A 15,374-nucleotide genomic window follows, 5' to 3' on the forward strand; every position below is an offset into this window, starting at 1 on the left:
GGTTATGTACTGTGCGAATAACACATGTTAATTTTATTTGGATATACCGCTTATTAGAAAACAGTTTATCCTATCAATGCCAAGACTTGGACGGTTTACTCAGACTGATATTATCATAGGAGGTGTCACCATGTCCAAGAGTAAAAAAACAATAAAATGTGGAACTATCAATCCGAATACACTAAAAATTGCCGGTAAACCGAATCGGGCTATGACCCCGGAGGTTAAATCAGCTTCTATCTGGGTCGACCGAAAAAACGACTACTGGCGTCATAAGGAAAAACAAAAAATCCGCCGTTATTCCGATGAATATGGAATGCGGCGGATTTTTTGTTATCTTACCGGCAATACAGCATGTGTACTGTATTAATGATGCTGCTTGGCGAATGCCGTCCACCAGCCTCAAACCCGGCAGAAGGCAAAAAAATACCCAGCTTAGTGCTGGGCCAAAGAAAGTGAATTAAATTTGACAACTAAATTATATATCTTCATTGATGTAATTTCAATCATACTATACTTTTTTAAACTTTATCTTTTAGTTCAATTCATACTATTTTTAGCTCTTGTTATATTGGCTATTATACCACTGGCTGTTTCTCGTACTTTTTTTAATACTACTGCGTATGAGTCGGTTTATGTAAAACCCGGAGATACTGAAGGTAATTTATAGTTAAACCACGAAGTAATATCTTTATATCCCCGTTTAATTAATGCGGAAGGCTCATTACCACGTAACATTATATGATAAATGCCTGTTTTACTTAGTTGCCTAGCATTCTTGGCATAGAAATCACACAAGACCATTAATATTTTAGGATTAGTTTGTTGCCATTCAGAAGCGTCCCCAGTGGCTATCTAACTTCAAATTAACACTTTAGTTCTTGTTTAGAAGTACCAGTCCAATCAAACAAAGCACTGCACCCAATGTCTTATTTATAGCAAACCCCTCTTGGTAGAATAAAATACCAACTGGAATAAGCATTAGTGCAAGAAGAATATTTGCTACTAAAGAACCAACACTTATATTCCAACCTGCCCTATATGCCATCAAATAACCAAATTCAAGACCAACGATTGTAATGCCAAGCACAATGCTTGTCCAATTTAATCCTTTTATAGATTGAACTAAATTTTCATCCGTGTAATAAAGTAGGAATGTAATAAGAGTTACGAGCGATGCTGTCAAATAGGTTACAAGTAGAGACGACATTGGGTTGACACTTTCTGGTGTTGATTTCTGACACACATTATACAGAATATTTGATGCTACAATTAGTACAATTGAAAATACATACATAAAAGTTAATTTCTCCTCACTATAAAATATAGTCTATTCTATTCTATTTTACTTGATTTTTTGTTTCTTGTTTATAATAAAAGATAAAAATTTTCGCTTATCACACCAATCTGCCCAAGTTGCATTGTAGTAATGGCGGTGGCTCTCCGTCCGGATAGATGGCTTAAAAAAACCTGAGAAGCCTATATATACAACACCCAAAGACGATGTCCGTGAAGTCGTTTTTGGAATTAGGCGGATAAATAAATTAGAAATAACGCGAGGGTTTATCCTGGGCAAGTTTGGAAGTGCCGGTTAGGTCTGTCTTAATATCTGCTTAAAAAACATGAGCACCGCAAAATAGTAGCCATATTAACTGGCTATTACTTTGCGGCACAAAACACTGCACTGCTTATTTCAATGATCTCAACTTTTTACTATACCTTTCCTCATCATAAGGTGCATTATTTTTCATTACATCATATATTTCTTCAATAAGGACAGCAGCAATTTTTTCTTTGGCGATTTTTTCGGTGTATCCTAATTTTTTTAATTTTTCCAATGTCGTTCTTGTAATTGGCGGGTTATTCTCTCGAATCTGATTATCAACAGTTGCCAAAATAGTCCTTTTTAAATTCTGATTGGTCATATTCTTAATCTCCTAATAATCTTTTTCTTCATCTTCACCAGATTACCTTTCCTGATCCGGTGGAAATGGGTATCTTAGGTTCCTAGCTTTCTTTTCAACCCACCCAATTCCTCTACCATAGCCGGACGCCTTACATACATTTCACTTAAGCGATCAATTAAATTGATTGCTTTTTCTGTAAGCGTCAAAAATGCCGTCACCTTGACAACAAGTCATTTGGTAACGGCATTAGTTTTACAGTAATCTGGAACAAAACTGGGCATTAGTCGTTGTAGTACCTCAACATCATTTCGTATATCCCAGTTGGGTGCGTTTTTAAAAATATAAGTCAGGTAGGCATATGGATTGAGCCCATTTTCCTTTGCGGTTTCTATTATGCTAAACACAACTGCGCTGGCTTTAGCTCCTCGCGGTGTGTTGGCAAAGAGAAAATTTTTGCGGTCAATCACAAACGGCTTAATGCTGCGCTCGGCGCGATTGTTACTGATTTCCAGCCTTCCGTCCAGTAGATATCGTTCGAGATATTTCCATTGCTCCAACGTATAGTGCACGGCTCTGCCAAATCCGCTCTTGGTAGATGCCTTTACTGTATGAAGGTACGACAAAAACTCGTCAAGCACTGGTTTTGCCAGTTCCTGACGCTTTTTATAGCGTTCTTCCGGTGTACAATCAGCTAGTTGGCGCTCAATAGTAAATAGCTTATCGCAATATTGTTTGCCACGTTGCGCCCCAGAGCCTTCTCGGTCTTTTTCCAAAAGGCCTTTTAGCGCCTCGTCAAATTTTCTTCTGGCATGTGCCCAGCAGCCCACAATGACGATTCGCTCCGGCAAGCTATGATACCCGGCATAACCATCCGTATGAAGGTAGCCGCTAAACTCCTGCAAAAATTCTAAAGGATGCTTTGCCTTCCGGTCTGGCTGATAATCACACAGCACAATAGGTATACTAGCACACCCGCCAGTTCTATACAGCCACATGTAGCTTTTGCTTTGCGCAGATTTGCCCGGCTCGTGAAGTACCTGTAAAATGGTTTCATCTGCGTGGAGCACTGGCTGTATGGAAAGTAGCTCTTTAAAGGCATCATAGATTGGCTCCAGCCAATCTTCAGAACACCGAATTAGCCAGTTAGACATAGTTTGTTTGGAAAGAGCTATGCCCATACGGCTCAAATCTTGCTCCTGGCGATGCAATGGCATTCCATTTGCAAATTTCTGTGTCATAATATGAGCAACTGCTTCTGGAGAAGCAAAGCTTCCTTTGATTACCGGCTTGTCCATTGGTGCCTTGATAATAGGCACGCTGCATGAATTGACTTCACAGTCGCGGCAGGCATATACATAGTCAATATGTTCTACGATAACTGCTTTGGCCGGGATGATCTTCAATTCGCGGCGGACATTTTTACCCATAATATGCAGTTTTGAACCACATTCCGGGCATTCCTGTTCATGTTCCGGTAAAAAATGCTCTACAACCTCTATTGGTAAATCGGCAGGAATGGTCTCTTTTCTTTCTTTGACATTCTTACGATAATGCTTCTGAACTTCAGTCAATTCAGGCTCGGGCACCCGTTCATCTGCTGTTGCCTCCGCCTCGTTAAAAAGATTAAACTGATCGTATTTGCTTTTTTCACTGGAGGAGCCGAACTGTTTTTGTTTGGAAAGACGCATTTGCTCCATCAGCCACTTGACCTGTTGAGTCAGTTCCTCATTTTGTATTTTTAGTGCCTCATATTCAGTACGAGAAACAGAGATCATTTCTTCTTGTGTATTAGTACCGTTCACTAGAATTTTCATGTAATAATTATACCATATTTTATGGCTTTTTTCCATGAAAAATCCGTTAAATCCATTGATTTTGCAGGATATTTAGGACTTTCAGCAAACCCGACTTTTACAGTTAGCAGAACATAGAGAGCAGACAGAGTGAAATAATCTACTTGTAAAATGCGGACTTCCGCATTTTTTTATGCGTTTTTATTTATGTTATGCTACAGATATGCTATAATGTAAATGAGGTGATATTCAATGATTAAAAAAGATCGTGTAAAGCGTGGCGGCGTTATTAAGACTCACATCCGTGTTGTCGAAGGGTATCGCCCTGGACCAGGGCTACCCACAAAGCAGCGTACGATTAAAAGTTTTGGTTATCTCGAAGATCAGCCAGATCCCGAAGCTTTCATGGCTATGGTAGTGAAATTCGATGATAACTTTAAAGATACTGTTCCCTTACGAATCGAAGTTGCAGCTAATGCGATGATGTATGGTGAAGAAAATCGGCGACAGAACTACGGATACAAGTTCCTGGAAGCCGTTTATAATCTGCTCGAAATCAATTCATTCATCGAGAACTTTGAGAAATCACGCAAGTTTCGGGTGGAGTATTCACCCTGCGACATTTTTAAATTCTTAGTGTTGGCAAGAGTTCTTCATCCAGATTCAAAACGCGCCTCATGCCAATTGAAGGACGGCTTCTACGGGATGTGCACCGATTTTACATTGCCAGATGTCTACAGGTCGCTTGACCACTTCGCAGATTTTGAGGTGGAGTTGCAACGGCATTTAAACGAACGTGTTAAAGAAACGATCGGTCGAGACCTTTCCTATGCATTCTATGATGTGACTAATTATTTCTTCGAGATCGATTTCCCAAATGGCGAAGAGGATCTGCGAAAAAGAGGCGTATCGAAAGAACACCGCACTGACCCTATTGTCGCAATGGGGTTGTTTATGGATTCCAACGGATTACCAGTCAATATGTCGATGTTCCCAGGAAATACAAGTGATTCCCTTACGCTTCAGCCGACAATGAAGGATGTCAAGGATTCGTACGGGTTAGGACGACTGATTGTAGTTGCCGATAAAGGCCTCAACTCTTCGAAGAATATCAACGCAATTGTGAACAACGGTGACGGTTTTGTCTTTTCGCAGATAATAAAAGGGAAAAAAGGACAACGCTACAATGAAAAACTGTTTGATCAAAGTGGATGGACATCAAACGAACAGGGTACCTACAGATACAAGCTGTTCGAAGAAGAATACGAGGGTAAGGACAAGGACGGAAAAAAAGAAATCCGAGTAAGAAAAGTACTTTTATATTGGAAGAAGACTGAAGCCGACATGGCAAAGCGTAAACGGGAAGAAAAACTGGAAAAAGCTGCGCGTTCGGTCAAAAACAATGCCTATAGTATCAAAAAAGGTGTCGACGAATATACAAAAGAAGCTATCGTTGACAAGGAAACTGGGGAGATACTGGGAAACACGAAAAAGCTCCGCAGTGTGAATTTAGAAAAGGCGGAGCATGACGCGATGTATGATGGCTATTTTTGCATTATCAGCAGCGAACTTGACTACGATGAGCGCAAAATGCGGCAGGTATACGGCGGTCTTTGGCAGATAGAACAGTCGTTTAGGATTATGAAAACAGATCTTTATGCCAGACCCGTGTTCGTTAGAAAAATTGAACATATCCGTGCACATTTCTTGATCTGTTTCGTCGCCCTTCTCATCATCCGAATCATTCAGCACCGCATGGGAGAAAAAGCGTTGTCAGCCGAACGAATCGCAAGAACTCTGGGGGCTGCGACATGCCAGGTTTTGAAAGGCGGTATCATTCACCTTGACGATGTCGGCGGTGCGATCGCGTTTCAAAAAGCGCTAAACAAAAAAGGGGAAATAGTAGACACTTTGGCATATTCCGATAGAGATGAAATCGCAATGGACTACAAGATAATCCAGGACACGTTCGGCACAAGTTTTTACAATATTTATCCGAGGCAGGAGCTATTTAATAAATTCCTGAAAAATATTACTGTAGCATAACAAATTTTACATATGAATCAACTTGAATAAAGCCAGTAAATTCAACAATTATGAACTTCTTTTATCTTTCTAACTGTAAAAGTCGGGTTATACCATATTTTATGGCTTTTTTCCATGAAAAATCCGTTAAATCCATTGATTTTGCAGGATATTTAGGACTTTCAGCAAACCCGACTTTTACAGTTAGCAGAACATAGAGAGCAGACAGAGTGAAATAATCTACTTGTAAAATGCGGACTTCCGCATTTTTTTATGCGTTTTTATTTATGTTATGCTACAGATATGCTATAATGTAAATGAGGTGATATTCAATGATTAAAAAAGATCGTGTAAAGCGTGGCGGCGTTATTAAGACTCACATCCGTGTTGTCGAAGGGTATCGCCCTGGACCAGGGCTACCCACAAAGCAGCGTACGATTAAAAGTTTTGGTTATCTCGAAGATCAGCCAGATCCCGAAGCTTTCATGGCTATGGTAGTGAAATTCGATGATAACTTTAAAGATACTGTTCCCTTACGAATCGAAGTTGCAGCTAATGCGATGATGTATGGTGAAGAAAATCGGCGACAGAACTACGGATACAAGTTCCTGGAAGCCGTTTATAATCTGCTCGAAATCAATTCATTCATCGAGAACTTTGAGAAATCACGCAAGTTTCGGGTGGAGTATTCACCCTGCGACATTTTTAAATTCTTAGTGTTGGCAAGAGTTCTTCATCCAGATTCAAAACGCGCCTCATGCCAATTGAAGGACGGCTTCTACGGGATGTGCACCGATTTTACATTGCCAGATGTCTACAGGTCGCTTGACCACTTCGCAGATTTTGAGGTGGAGTTGCAACGGCATTTAAACGAACGTGTTAAAGAAACGATCGGTCGAGACCTTTCCTATGCATTCTATGATGTGACTAATTATTTCTTCGAGATCGATTTCCCAAATGGCGAAGAGGATCTGCGAAAAAGAGGCGTATCGAAAGAACACCGCACTGACCCTATTGTCGCAATGGGGTTGTTTATGGATTCCAACGGATTACCAGTCAATATGTCGATGTTCCCAGGAAATACAAGTGATTCCCTTACGCTTCAGCCGACAATGAAGGATGTCAAGGATTCGTACGGGTTAGGACGACTGATTGTAGTTGCCGATAAAGGCCTCAACTCTTCGAAGAATATCAACGCAATTGTGAACAACGGTGACGGTTTTGTCTTTTCGCAGATAATAAAAGGGAAAAAAGGACAACGCTACAATGAAAAACTGTTTGATCAAAGTGGATGGACATCAAACGAACAGGGTACCTACAGATACAAGCTGTTCGAAGAAGAATACGAGGGTAAGGACAAGGACGGAAAAAAAGAAATCCGAGTAAGAAAAGTACTTTTATATTGGAAGAAGACTGAAGCCGACATGGCAAAGCGTAAACGGGAAGAAAAACTGGAAAAAGCTGCGCGTTCGGTCAAAAACAATGCCTATAGTATCAAAAAAGGTGTCGACGAATATACAAAAGAAGCTATCGTTGACAAGGAAACTGGGGAGATACTGGGAAACACGAAAAAGCTCCGCAGTGTGAATTTAGAAAAGGCGGAGCATGACGCGATGTATGATGGCTATTTTTGCATTATCAGCAGCGAACTTGACTACGATGAGCGCAAAATGCGGCAGGTATACGGCGGTCTTTGGCAGATAGAACAGTCGTTTAGGATTATGAAAACAGATCTTTATGCCAGACCCGTGTTCGTTAGAAAAATTGAACATATCCGTGCACATTTCTTGATCTGTTTCGTCGCCCTTCTCATCATCCGAATCATTCAGCACCGCATGGGAGAAAAAGCGTTGTCAGCCGAACGAATCGCAAGAACTCTGGGGGCTGCGACATGCCAGGTTTTGAAAGGCGGTATCATTCACCTTGACGATGTCGGCGGTGCGATCGCGTTTCAAAAAGCGCTAAACAAAAAAGGGGAAATAGTAGACACTTTGGCATATTCCGATAGAGATGAAATCGCAATGGACTACAAGATAATCCAGGACACGTTCGGCACAAGTTTTTACAATATTTATCCGAGGCAGGAGCTATTTAATAAATTCCTGAAAAATATTACTGTAGCATAACAAATTTTACATATGAATCAACTTGAATAAAGCCAGTAAATTCAACAATTATGAACTTCTTTTATCTTTCTAACTGTAAAAGTCGGGTTATACCATATTTTATGGCTTTTTTCCATGAAAAATCCGTTAAATCCATTGATTTTGCAGGATATTTAGGACTTTCAGCAAATTAGACGATTTGTATTTTATCGACTTTTTTATGCGCCCTCGGCTGTTGAATGCTTAACCCTTCCATTAGCCAACGAAACTGTTGTGGCGTAATGTGTTTGACCTCTTTTTCATCTTTTGGCCACTGAAAGCCTCCGTTCTCCAGCCGTTTATACAAAAGTACAAAGCCATCGCCATCCCAAAAGAGCGCTTTGATTCGATCACGCCGACGGCCGCAAAACAGGAACAGACTGCTGGAGAACGGATCTAGGTGAAAGCATTGCTGTATGGTCGCTGCCAGACCATCAATAGATCTTCTCATATCGGTGTGGCCACAGGCGAGAAAGATATGTTCGATTTTAGATATATCACCTAACATAAATGTTTCAGTGCCAGAAGCGTAGCCTCCACGGTTACCATATCAGCGCCTTGATAGACATGGATTTGCATATCGTTACGCTCAATCGTGATAGCCAATGTTTCCGCACGATGCTTAGGCATCTTCATTTCTGCAAATACCGAACCCTGTACGGGAACAGCCTCGCTGGAGGCAGGGAGACTTACCGAAATTGCCCGGCAAGTCTCCTGACATACAAGTTTCTGCCAATGATAGTATGTTTTCACGTTAATGTTATTTTCGCTGCACCACGTTTTAATGGTTTTGCCACTGTTGCGGCAAGCCGTAACAATATTGCGCCATTTCTCCAATCGAACTTCATGCGTCACTTTCTGTACGCTCATAAAAGTAGACCTCCTGCGAGTTTCTAAGAATCCAAATGACTCCAACAAACTCTATGTGATTCTCTTGGACCTATTGTCTCATCCGGAGGCCTGGTTGTACATGTGACGATTTATTTGACGCTTACCTTTTTCTTTTGCCCCCGCCTGAGCAAAATCTTTAATCATCCGGCAAACTTGCTTATATTTTCTGCGGTCAGTAGCTGCATGGGCTTCCTTTAATATGTACTCCTCAAAGATTTTGTGTGTTTCTTCCGGGAAGTTAATAGCCATTTGCTTGCCATAATACAATACAAGCGAAGGCCACTGTTTGACAACATCTAATAACTTTACCATTTCGCCCTGTCGCTCCAAGAGAGCCGCATATTCATTCACTGGCAATTTCTTCGAAAGCTCCTGCCAAAGCAGCTCTTCTTTTTCTTTCCAAACACCTTGCTGCTGATATATTTTTTTTAGCTTCATCAAATAGGCTGTGTCCCGCTGAAACAAGATATATCGTACGGTTTCCGTAAGCTCATCCTGTTTACCTGTTTCAGCGTAGATTTGTTCCAAATAGTAAGCCCAGGGAGCAGGCCGGGTGAAATGTCCGCGTATTTTCTTCTCGATGGCTTCCTTGCATAGTTTTTCTACTTGTTGGTAATCCTTTTCGGCAATAGCCTTGTCCACAACAATCATCCTAATTTCCGGCACATCAATGTGTTCCATCAGATATTGTTCTGCCACTTCTGCTCCGTCCAACAGTTCAATAATCGAATGAGTAATTAATAGTTCGTCTGGATATGGCCTGCCATCATAAAGAGTTCCAAGTAACGGAAAAACGTCGTATATTTTTTTAGCCTGCTTTTTATCATGAACAAAATAAACAGCTGATTTTAATAACTTATAACCATCATCCGGCCAATCATGAAATGCCTTATTCTTTGCTGTCTTAATAAGCATATCAAAGAAATGCTTATTATTTTCTTCACTAGATTCCCGACACAGCTTGTCTATTTTTTCTACGCATTCTCGGCATACGTCAGTGGCCGCGCCGGAAGATGTGTCAGCATGAGAAAGTAACTTTACCATTCGCAGCAATGCAAAAATATAAATATCAAACGCCTGCCTCTGGTCTGTCAGATTATCGGCTTCCTGTAATATACCAAGAAACTCCGTACAAATCCGGTTGCAGCCGCTATATGGGATAAAGCCCCTGTCCGAATTGCGGCGAATAGTAGCGGTGATATGATCTTTTATTTCAGATAGCTGTCTATTGTCTGTCATGGCAACCCCCTTTCTAATTGTTGGATCAACAATACTTCTCTGCATAAAATATACTAACAGAAACCCTCTCGGGCGATTTTTTTTATGTGACTGTATTGCTTATGAACCAATTTTTTGAATGCTATCTCTGATAGTTCATTATACCTTGCAACACCCTCTTCATAAAGGAATTCATAGATCAGGTCACAGTAATCCTCGTCTTCCCGCCGCATCTTCTTATATCGTTTCTCCAACTCATACGAAAAATCCAAATTATATGCAAAGCTCTCTATTTTCCCTTCAAGATATTCCTTGGTCATATTTATCATATACTCAATATTAGACTGCTTCACCGTATTTTTTCTCCTCATCTATTTTTTTCATTAGAAACGGAACAGGAAGAAACATAGTTCTAGATATAAATAACACAATAACGCAATTTTATCGACCAACGCAAGCCTGACGGCCAGTTGCAATCTAATTTTTATAGCGATAACACAAGGTTTGCATCCGTGTGTTTTTACTTAGGCTATTAACGTCATGAGAAAATATCCAACAATAAGATTAAGCAAACATAACACTGGTATGCCTATAGTAAATAATCGATGGCGTGTCTTATGGCGGAAACCGTGCATGCCAAGCAAAATCCCTGACGCTCCAAAGGCTGCAGCACAAACGAAAAAAGTTCGCTCACGGATGCGCCACTCATTCCTGCGAGCCCGGCGTTTGTCCAGCATAACCATCAGAAATGCAGCTAAATTCCATAGAATGAATAGCGCAAACAACGGCGGAAAGCCGCTAATCATATCGCCGGTCCCCTTTATCACTTATCTTGCTGCCGTTAAATAAAAATCGTAGAACAGTTAATATTTCAGAAGGTCTCATGTTTTCTTCGAAGCCTAACTCTTTAAACTCTGCCCAGACGCTTTTTTGAAATTCTGGTGAAACCGCCGATAGGCTCCGAATTTCAGACACAACAGCTTTGATTTCGCTATTATCCATTAACTCAAGGATACTTTGGCCTTTTTTCATGCCAAGCATCATAAGAAAGACAGCCACCTTTTTTACCGGTAACAAAAAGACTACCTCCCGGAAAGTTTAATAGTCGATGATAAACTGCACCCCATAGGGTAAGCCAATCACGGCTCCCTATGGGGTCTCACTTTTACAATATTTCGTTGGAAGTGATTTGTACGGAAAAGTCACCTTTACTTGTCCGTTTAATGACGCCTTTCTTACCGGCACCATCATCAACGGTAATAGCTTGAAGGTTGTGGCTCATCATAAAGTTAAGTGCATCCTGCTTTACGAAAGCTTCCCAGCTCACTTTTTTTGAATTATCTTGTTCTTCTTTTACTACATCTTCTGTCATAATTAATCCTCTCCTTTTTCTGCATGATAATGCCAGCAACATCCCGCCCTAGGCAAAATTTTATTGCTGACAATATCCACTATCTTTTTTCGCCAATAAATAGCTTATTTCCTTTCACTTGTTTCGATGAATGAGAATATTGACAGAAACCACTATAAATACGGTCAATCCTCAATAGTAAGGAAACAGGACAAACCGTCACCTTGTATCCTTCTGTCTATATTCATCCATCTGCATTTCCATTTCAGCAACCAAGTCCTTTATTTTCACAGGCATCGTTATTCTCCTTACTCGTCATCTTCGCCAACAAAGCGTTCTGCTTCTTCCCAGGTTATGCCATAAGGTGCGCCGCCGGAAGTATATCCAGCAACATAATAAAATGTGTCATCAGAATCAGAAGATATTAGACCCGCTAAATCTTTTTGCTTCTTCTTTTCTAGTCGCTTTATTCGCTCAGCTTCAATTGTTCTTCTTACACTGTTAGTGTATTCGTCGGTAAATTTATATCCAAGCAGTTGAAGTTCTGTAATAGCGCATATTATATCTACGCCAAAATGTTTTCTATAGCCTTTAACAATGTTCTTTCCTTCATATTTTAACATCCACAGCTGGGCTGACTGAAGCCGTTGCGCCCGTTTCTTTGTTTTTCGCATATGTTTTCTCCCATACATATGATTTGCTCAGCAACCGGCAACTTCATCTTTTCCAGCTGCTTGCATATTTAAAAATCTGCCCAACTAAAGTCCGACGTTACTTTGCGGTGTTTTATTTTCCGTATTATTGCGGAGCAAAATATTTGTTACCGATATCTCCATCCTCCGCAAATCAGGAAGCGTCACCTGGATTATACTTGTCTTCCTTTGTACCCGTGAGTTACACTCTCGATAATCGGCAAAACAAATTAGTGAAATTTCGTTGTCAGGCGATCGAGTAGCCAGAGGCCTTGCGGCCTCAAGCCGCTACCTAAGCCGGAAAGGTTACCCCTCCGGCTCGGCTCCAGAACCGGACGTGACAATTTTTCGTCATCCGGCTCCTCAGTTATTTGGCCAAATTATTGGCACTTCTTTATTGGCAGTGACTATGTGTTAACCAGTACGTTGTTGGGTGATTCTTTTGCGCATTTGTCACGGTATTCGGCAAATCCAATTCAGTGAAGTAAAGGCCGCACACGGCGCATTTACCTTGTTGTTTCTTCAACGCCTCGGCGACCTTTTTATCGAGTCCCGGATATCTGCCCATTCGCGTTGCCCAGTATAGCCAGTCCCCATCAAACGGGCTGCGCATCCCCTTTACCTTTATATGACGATGAATTGGAGTCTCTTTATGACCAAACAAGGGCGGGGAGTCTTTGTCTTTGAATACTAGTGTCCCCTTATGTCTGATCCAATATCGTTCATATATCCAGTGTCTTGATTTCTTAGGATGTCGTCGCTTCGCCCAGGCCCACAACATCTGAAATACCACGTGCTCGATTTTTCCGAAGGTTTCTTTTGATACAACTGTCGAGTAATAGTTACACCATCCCCGGATTACTGGGTTTAGCGCGTAGATCAAACTCCCCTGATCGTTGCTTCCATATCTATGAATGATGCTCCTTAGCTTGGCGACGTGGCGCTTTATTCCGCTGTTGCTTGGTTTAATTATCCTTATAATACGCTGGGAATTGTCATCCGCAGGTGTACTTTTCCCTCTTCTACGCTGAGGAAATTGCCGTACTGTGAATCCCAGGAAATCAAATCCTGGTTTTTCATGTACTAGGCGATCCACCGTGTGAACAAATTTAGTCTTTTCCGGTTTCAACTCCAGTCCCACTTTTCCCAACCAGGTTTCTGTCAGCTTTCGGACCACTTCTACCGATGGGGCATCTCGATGAAGGATTACGAAGTCATCTGCATAGCGGATGACTTGCGATTTCCAATGAAGCGTCTGCCCGTTTATTCTCTTTTGGGTAGGGAGTGCTGCTTCAATGTCTGTTTCTAGCCCATGCAAGGCTACGTTCGCCAATAATGGACTACAGATGCCCCCTTATGGTTAGCAGATGCCTTAATGTTTATAATAATTTATATCAACTTCATATAGTCCTGTGCACCGTAGAAAAAGCGCATAATATTTACAATTTGAGAAGCTTCATTGATTTTATATACAAGCACATAATTCTTAATCAATGCCTTATGGTAGCCTTCTTTTCCTAACCGCTTATCTTGACACTTTTCATACATCATTGGATTGTTCTTTAGAAAACCATAACATGTATCAACTTCATCCAGGAAATCTCCAGCAGCCTTTGGATTGGCCAACTGTCCGGCAATGTATGAAACAATATTGTTTAAATCTTGATGCGCAAGTTCTGAAACCAGCAATTTATACATTGTATTTCGCTCTTATGCTCTTTAAAGAAGCATCAGCGTCAAGCACTTTTCCTTCCGCTAGCTGTTCCTCGGCTTCAATGAGCTTACTATATACGTCAAGCATGAACATCTTTTCTTCATACATTTTCATACTCATGATTACCATATCGCCATAACCGTTTTTTGTTACAAAAATAGGTTCATTGGATGCGTGACACATTTGAGAAATCTCACTTGTGTTTTTCAAATCTCGAATTGGAATGATCTGAGGCATAACATTCAGCTCCCTTCTGTGGCTTTATTGTACCATAATTATGCCCCACAATCAATGTTTCCATTCATTTTAACCGCCTACAACACTAATATTCCCCTCGCATCATATACACTGGCCTTATTTTCATTCCGTATCGCCCGATCAAGCGCCATAATCAATGCCACTGCACCATCAATCGGCTCGGTGCTTTTTTCTTTGTCTGGCTTAAGATTGCCAGTTGGGTCAGTTTTTACATAGATATTATCCATCATCCAACGGAGAAATGGGTTACCCCCATGTGCTATATTCTTCTCTAAGGTAAGCTTCATGAGTTCTTTGGTTGCTGGCGACATATCCTTGTAGCCTTGTCCAAAAGGAATGACGGTAAAATCCATGCCCTCTAAGTTCTGGACCATTTGTACAGCACCCCATCTATCAAAGGCAATTTCTTTGATGTTGTACTTGGTGTTGAGTTCTTCAATAAAGGTTTCAATAAAGCCGTAATGGACCACATTACCGTGGGTGGTCTTAATGTAGCCCTGCTGCTGCCAGATGTCATAGGGCACATAATCTCGCCGAACTCTTGTAGCCAAGTTATCTTCAGGAATCCAAAAGTATGGCAGCACTACAAATTTCTCAGTGCTATCACGTGGCGGGAATACCAGGACAAAGGCGGTAATATCTGTGGTGCTTGATAAATCAAGTCACCCTACCTCTGTGTGTAGAATATGTTTCTCTTTCAAGGTCAATGTTGTGTTACCGCCTTCCCTCTGCAGGCATTACCCTGCTTCCTCGGTAGTATGCAGTAATCTGACTCCCTAGCGCTTTCGGCCTTCTCACTTTATTATCGCTTGGTGGCCTTACTTCCTCTGCGTAAAGAGCTGCTAGGGTCTCCCACGTTGACGCATCATAACTATGTGTAACATGCCAAGGTCACCGACCCCGGGGAAGTCAAGGTATTCTTGCATAGCGAATATCTTGATGTTGTTTTCTACTCGGTTCACAGTATCAACCTTCCCGATTGGGATTTCGAGGCTCTATCCCTTCAGCTTTCGCTTTCGGCCTACTACCTTGCTGTCTACGCTTAACGACATAGGTTACCCTATGCCGCCCAAGACTCGCTATGAGTGATTTGCTAGATCTTTCTCAGTGGGATTCCCACCCACTATATGATGCGCCCCTGCGTGGCGCACGAAGAACGAAATCGCTCACGCGATGGCCTTGATAGTCCCCCGTAAATAAAAATTTCATGAAAAATGTAAAAAGTACGCCCTTTTGTGGTATTGTTTAATCGCCAAACCAAACAAACCAGAAAGGAGGAACGTACTTTTTACTTTATGATTATACCATGTCCTAAGACTGAAATACATACGTTTTTTAACACAGCTAGAGCTCCTCCTGATGCCATGAATTGGCTTCACAA

General features: G+C 41.3%; 17 protein-coding genes and 1 pseudogene. 3 read left to right on the top strand and 15 right to left on the bottom strand.

The annotated features are described in order from the left end of the window. The first annotated feature begins 130 nt into the window (after positions 1 to 130). Positions 131 to 370 (top strand): hypothetical protein, encoded by a 240-nt coding sequence (locus tag AC1ECB_RS13985; RefSeq protein ID WP_485669237.1) that lies wholly within the window; start codon positions 131 to 133, stop codon positions 368 to 370. Positions 371 to 874: 504 nt separating this feature from the next. Here the strand turns inward: AC1ECB_RS13985 and AC1ECB_RS13990 are convergent. The 3 genes from AC1ECB_RS13990 to tnpC all read right to left on the bottom strand — a co-directional run bounded on the left by AC1ECB_RS13990 (position 875) and on the right by tnpC (position 3,721). Then, complete coding sequence (locus tag AC1ECB_RS13990; RefSeq protein ID WP_485669238.1) at positions 875 to 1,297, bottom strand: EamA family transporter; 423 nt, start codon at positions 1,295 to 1,297, stop codon at positions 875 to 877. Between the two features lie 391 nt (positions 1,298 to 1,688). Continuing rightward, complete coding sequence (locus tag AC1ECB_RS13995) at positions 1,689 to 1,925, bottom strand: hypothetical protein (protein ID WP_485669239.1); 237 nt, start codon at positions 1,923 to 1,925, stop codon at positions 1,689 to 1,691. A gap of 212 nt (positions 1,926 to 2,137) precedes the next feature. Next, positions 2,138 to 3,721, bottom strand: coding sequence for an IS66 family transposase (gene tnpC / locus AC1ECB_RS14000; protein ID WP_485665402.1), 1,584 nt, complete (start codon positions 3,719 to 3,721; stop codon positions 2,138 to 2,140). 231 nt (positions 3,722 to 3,952) lie between these two features. Between tnpC and AC1ECB_RS14005 the strand changes: the two genes are divergently transcribed. Together AC1ECB_RS14005 and AC1ECB_RS14010 are read left to right on the top strand one after the other, a co-directional pair. Next, on the top strand, positions 3,953 to 5,746 hold the full coding sequence (locus tag AC1ECB_RS14005; RefSeq protein ID WP_485668909.1) for an IS1634 family transposase: 1,794 nt from the start codon (positions 3,953 to 3,955) through the stop codon (positions 5,744 to 5,746). Between the two features lie 311 nt (positions 5,747 to 6,057). Continuing rightward, the gene (locus AC1ECB_RS14010; RefSeq protein WP_485668909.1) at positions 6,058 to 7,851 is read left to right on the top strand and encodes an IS1634 family transposase; all 1,794 of its coding nucleotides are present in this window, start codon (positions 6,058 to 6,060) and stop codon (positions 7,849 to 7,851) included. 169 nt (positions 7,852 to 8,020) lie between these two features. On the opposite strand, the gene tnpB is transcribed toward AC1ECB_RS14010, so the two are convergent. The 12 genes and pseudogenes from tnpB to AC1ECB_RS14070 all read right to left on the bottom strand — a co-directional run. Next, a complete protein-coding gene (tnpB, locus tag AC1ECB_RS14015) occupies positions 8,021 to 8,377 on the bottom strand; it encodes an IS66 family insertion sequence element accessory protein TnpB (protein WP_485666585.1) in 357 nt (118 codons plus the stop codon). After that, positions 8,371 to 8,739 carry an IS66 family insertion sequence element accessory protein TnpA gene (gene tnpA / locus AC1ECB_RS14020; protein WP_485664427.1) on the bottom strand — a complete coding sequence of 123 codons (369 nt, stop codon included), beginning with the start codon at positions 8,737 to 8,739 and terminating at the stop codon, positions 8,371 to 8,373. Before tnpA ends, tnpB begins: the two co-directional genes overlap by 7 nt. A gap of 78 nt (positions 8,740 to 8,817) precedes the next feature. Continuing rightward, positions 8,818 to 9,999: a hypothetical protein gene (locus tag AC1ECB_RS14025; RefSeq protein WP_485669240.1), complete on the bottom strand. Its 1,182-nt coding sequence runs from the start codon at positions 9,997 to 9,999 to the stop codon at positions 8,818 to 8,820. A gap of 53 nt (positions 10,000 to 10,052) precedes the next feature. Then, entirely contained in the window at positions 10,053 to 10,331 is a 279-nt protein-coding gene (locus tag AC1ECB_RS14030; protein WP_485669241.1) for a hypothetical protein, read from the bottom strand. Positions 10,332 to 10,502: 171 nt separating this feature from the next. Further along, entirely contained in the window at positions 10,503 to 10,784 is a 282-nt protein-coding gene (locus AC1ECB_RS14035) for a DUF1294 domain-containing protein (RefSeq protein ID WP_485669242.1), read from the bottom strand. Beyond that, positions 10,777 to 11,055 carry a hypothetical protein gene (locus AC1ECB_RS14040; protein WP_021171234.1) on the bottom strand — a complete coding sequence of 93 codons (279 nt, stop codon included), beginning with the start codon at positions 11,053 to 11,055 and terminating at the stop codon, positions 10,777 to 10,779. The genes AC1ECB_RS14035 and AC1ECB_RS14040 overlap by 8 nt, the downstream gene beginning before the upstream one ends. Before the next feature lie 88 nt (positions 11,056 to 11,143). After that, positions 11,144 to 11,350, bottom strand: coding sequence for a hypothetical protein (locus AC1ECB_RS14045; protein ID WP_485669243.1), 207 nt, complete (start codon positions 11,348 to 11,350; stop codon positions 11,144 to 11,146). 287 nt (positions 11,351 to 11,637) lie between these two features. After that, positions 11,638 to 12,003, bottom strand: a complete 366-nt coding sequence (locus AC1ECB_RS14050; RefSeq protein ID WP_485669244.1) for a hypothetical protein — start codon at positions 12,001 to 12,003, stop codon at positions 11,638 to 11,640. Between the two features lie 412 nt (positions 12,004 to 12,415). Continuing rightward, positions 12,416 to 13,369 (bottom strand): group II intron maturase-specific domain-containing protein, encoded by a 954-nt coding sequence (locus AC1ECB_RS14055; RefSeq protein WP_485669346.1) that lies wholly within the window; start codon positions 13,367 to 13,369, stop codon positions 12,416 to 12,418. Positions 13,370 to 13,410: 41 nt separating this feature from the next. Beyond that, positions 13,411 to 13,719: a type II toxin-antitoxin system RelE/ParE family toxin gene (locus AC1ECB_RS14060; protein WP_485669245.1), complete on the bottom strand. Its 309-nt coding sequence runs from the start codon at positions 13,717 to 13,719 to the stop codon at positions 13,411 to 13,413. Continuing rightward, positions 13,712 to 13,972 (bottom strand): type II toxin-antitoxin system Phd/YefM family antitoxin, encoded by a 261-nt coding sequence (locus tag AC1ECB_RS14065; protein ID WP_485669246.1) that lies wholly within the window; start codon positions 13,970 to 13,972, stop codon positions 13,712 to 13,714. The genes AC1ECB_RS14060 and AC1ECB_RS14065 overlap by 8 nt, the downstream gene beginning before the upstream one ends. A 77-nt stretch (positions 13,973 to 14,049) precedes the next feature. After that, a pseudogene (locus AC1ECB_RS14070) lies at positions 14,050 to 14,655 on the bottom strand (terminase TerL endonuclease subunit); the annotation flags it as partial. Positions 14,656 to 15,374 lie beyond the last annotated feature (719 nt).

The organism is Sporomusa sp. 246TCP1, from assembly GCF_057319775.1.

Coding starts and splice junctions, on each gene's coding strand:
- tnpB (WP_485666585.1), bottom strand. CDS start 8,377: ATGTTAGGTGATATATCTAAAATCGAACATATCTTTCTCGCCTGTGGC.
- AC1ECB_RS14045 (WP_485669243.1), bottom strand. CDS start 11,350: ATGACAGAAGATGTAGTAAAAGAAGAACAAGATAATTCAAAAAAAGTG.
- AC1ECB_RS13990 (WP_485669238.1), bottom strand. CDS start 1,297: ATGTATGTATTTTCAATTGTACTAATTGTAGCATCAAATATTCTGTAT.
- AC1ECB_RS13995 (WP_485669239.1), bottom strand. CDS start 1,925: ATGACCAATCAGAATTTAAAAAGGACTATTTTGGCAACTGTTGATAAT.
- AC1ECB_RS14025 (WP_485669240.1), bottom strand. CDS start 9,999: ATGACAGACAATAGACAGCTATCTGAAATAAAAGATCATATCACCGCT.
- AC1ECB_RS14005 (WP_485668909.1), top strand. CDS start 3,953: ATGATTAAAAAAGATCGTGTAAAGCGTGGCGGCGTTATTAAGACTCAC.
- tnpC (WP_485665402.1), bottom strand. CDS start 3,721: ATGAAAATTCTAGTGAACGGTACTAATACACAAGAAGAAATGATCTCT.
- AC1ECB_RS14010 (WP_485668909.1), top strand. CDS start 6,058: ATGATTAAAAAAGATCGTGTAAAGCGTGGCGGCGTTATTAAGACTCAC.
- AC1ECB_RS14065 (WP_485669246.1), bottom strand. CDS start 13,972: ATGCCTCAGATCATTCCAATTCGAGATTTGAAAAACACAAGTGAGATT.
- AC1ECB_RS14060 (WP_485669245.1), bottom strand. CDS start 13,719: ATGTATAAATTGCTGGTTTCAGAACTTGCGCATCAAGATTTAAACAAT.
- AC1ECB_RS14050 (WP_485669244.1), bottom strand. CDS start 12,003: ATGCGAAAAACAAAGAAACGGGCGCAACGGCTTCAGTCAGCCCAGCTG.
- tnpA (WP_485664427.1), bottom strand. CDS start 8,739: ATGAGCGTACAGAAAGTGACGCATGAAGTTCGATTGGAGAAATGGCGC.
- AC1ECB_RS13985 (WP_485669237.1), top strand. CDS start 131: ATGTCCAAGAGTAAAAAAACAATAAAATGTGGAACTATCAATCCGAAT.
- AC1ECB_RS14035 (WP_485669242.1), bottom strand. CDS start 10,784: ATGATTAGCGGCTTTCCGCCGTTGTTTGCGCTATTCATTCTATGGAAT.